We start from the raw sequence: 2,832 nt of genomic DNA, 5'->3' as shown, positions 1-2,832 counted from the left end.
GAGCGATGGCCCTCCCTTGAGGAACCACCGGATCACTATGCCCGGCTTTCGCCTCTGCTCGACCCGTCGGTCTCGCAGTCAAGCACCCTTGTGCCATTGCACTCTACGCACGGTTGCCAAGCGTGCTGAGGGTACCTTTGGGAGCCTCCGATACGTTTTTGGAGGCGACCACCCCAGTCAAACTACCCACCAGGCACTGTCCCCTGCTGTGCAGGGTTAGGCCGCATACACCAGAAGGGTGGTATTTCACTGGCGGCTCCACCCCGACCGGAGCCGGGGCTTCTCAGCCTCCCACCTATGCTACGCATCCAATGCACGCGGCCAATACCAAGTTGTAGTGAAGGTTCACGGGGTCTTTTCGTCCCGTCGCGGGTAACCGGCATCTTCACCGGTACTACAATTTCACCGAGCTCGCGGCCGAGACAGTGCCCAAGTCGTTATGCCATTCGTGCAGGTCGGAACTTACCCGACAAGGAATTTCGCTACCTTAGGACCGTCAGAGTTACGGCCGCCGTTTACCGGGGCTTCGGTTTGGGGCTTGCACCCCTCCCCTTAACCGTCCGGCACCGGGCAGGCCTCAGGCCCTATACATAGCCTTTCGGCTTAGCAGAGCCCTGTGTTTTTGCTAAACAGTCGCTTGGGCCTCTTAACTGCGACCTCTCGGATGAGAGGCACCCCTTCTCCCGAAGTTACGGGGCTAATTGGCCGAGTTCCTTAGCCGCGACTCACTCGATGACCTTTGGATATTCTCCTCGCCCACCTGTGTCGGTTTACGGTACGGGCTACCCTGGAGATTAACGGTTAGAGGCTTTTCTTGGCTGTATGCTATCGCCGTGCTGTCCGCTCCCCCGAAGGGTCGCGGTACGGTCGGGTGTCAGCCCCCGGACGGATTTGCCTATCCGAGGTATTGCCTACTTCCCTTCTACGGCCTATTCCGTCAGGCCGCGACGGTTTCGCTCCAGCGTCCCCCCATCCCTCTCCAGGATAGGTGCAGGAATATTAACCTGCTTTCCATCAGCTACCCCTTTCGGGTTTGCCTTAGGTCCCGACTAACCCGGCCCTGATGAACATCGGACCGGAACCCTTGGGCTTTCGGTCAGCGGGATTTTCACCCGCTTTATCGTTACTCATGCCGGCATATGCTCTTCCCTATGCTCCACGGCTCGTTTCCGAGCCGCTTCCGCGCACAGGGAATGCTCTCCTACCGCCTGTACCTTGTGGTACAGACTCCGCGCTTCGGTGGGCCGCTTACACCCGCCTATTATCCGCGCACCCCCGCTCGACCAGTGAGCTGTTACGCACTCTTTAAAGGATTGCTGCTTCTAAGCAAACCTCCTGGCTGTCATAGCGGGAGCACTTCGTTTAACTGACTGAGCGGCCACTTGGGGACCTTAGCGGCGGATCTGGGTTGTCCCCCTCTCGGGCCTCGACCTTAGCGCCGAGTGCCCTCACTCCCGTGGAATAATCTGTGGCCATTCGGAGTTAATCTGCGTCCCCCCAGGTTTCCCCAAGGGTCGCAAACTGTCACTCTACCTGCCCCAGACCTCACACGAGGCTGCCCCTAAAGGCATTTCGGAGAGAACGAGCTATCCCCCAGTTTGATAGGCCTTTCACCCCTACCCACAGGTCATCCGATGGGTTTTCAACCCCAATCAGTTCGGGCCTCCAGTAGGTGTTACCCCACCTTCACCCTGCCCATGGGTAGCTCACTGGGCTTCGCGTTTTTCCCCTCTGACTTATCGCCCTGTTAAGACTCGCTTTCGCTGCGGCTCCGCCACTAAGTGGCTTAGCCTTGCCAGAGAGGAAAACTCGCCGGCTCATTAAGCAAAAGGCACGCCGTCACCCCAGAAGGGGCTCCGACTGCTTGTAGGTGTGCGGTTTCAGGTCTCTTTCAATCCCTTTCTCAGGGAGCTTTTCACCTTTCCCTTACGGTACTTGTGCACTATCGGTCACCTCGTGTATTTAGCCTTGCCGGAAGGTGCCGGCAGCTTCACACGGACCACCACCGAGTCCGTGTTACTCGGGATACCCTCACCATGCTTTCCCTTACGCGTACGGGGCTATCACCCGCTCTGGCGCCGCTTTCCAGCGGTCTTCCACTTCGGTACGACATGGTTTGTGAGGGTCCCACAACCCCGCAGGACCTACGGCCCCACGGTTTGGGCTTCTCCCCTTTCGCTCGCCACTACTCAGGGAATACCTATTGGTATCTTTTCCTCCGGGTACTGAGATGTTTCACTTCCCCGGGTTCGCCTCCCTTTCGGGATACCCTAATGAATAGGGTGGGTTTCCCCATTCGGGAATCCTGGGATCACAGCCTGCTTGCGGCTCCCCCAAGCTTATCGCAGCTTGCCACGCCCTTCGTCGCCACGAGGTGCCAGGGCATCCCCCGCACACCCTTACTATTGTAATCCGCATATCCCCTCGCTGTCAAAGAGTCTAAACTAGCAAAAGTAAAAGTCACGCCGCTGGTCAGCGGGGTGATAGACAGGTATTTTCGACAGCCGGGAGGAGAGAGTACAGGAGCACTCCAGAAAGGAGGTAATCCAGCCGCACGTTCCCGTACGACTACCTTGTTACGACTTCGCCCCAGTCACCGGGTTCACCTTGAGCGCGGTTTAGGCGCCTTTGGGTGCCCCCGGCTCCCATGGCGTGACGGGCGGTGTGTGCAAGGCCCGGGAACGTATTCACCGCGGCATGGCTGATCCGCGATTACTAGCGATTCCGGCTTCATGGAGTCGAGTTGCCTGTCTCTTTTTCACATCTCCGAGCCCCCGAGACAGGCAGCAATGGCGGTTTGCGGGGTGGGGGTGTTAAAAAAAATGGGGGGGG

General features: G+C 58.4%; 2 rRNA genes. Both read right to left on the bottom strand.

Features of this window, described 5'->3' with window-relative positions:
• Positions 1–2,413: ribosomal RNA gene (locus NW853_RS00620) — 23S ribosomal RNA — on the bottom strand; the annotation flags it as partial.
• 121 nt (positions 2,414–2,534) lie between these two features.
• Positions 2,535–2,832, bottom strand: a 16S ribosomal RNA gene (locus tag NW853_RS00615); the annotation flags it as partial.

Origin of the sequence: Synechococcus sp. H55.11 (assembly GCF_047462475.1) — a bacterium.
GTDB lineage: Bacteria > Cyanobacteriota > Cyanobacteriia > Thermostichales > Thermostichaceae > Thermostichus.
The sequence above is the reverse complement of the archived record's forward strand: the minus strand, read 5'-3'. Positions and strand labels throughout refer to the sequence as shown.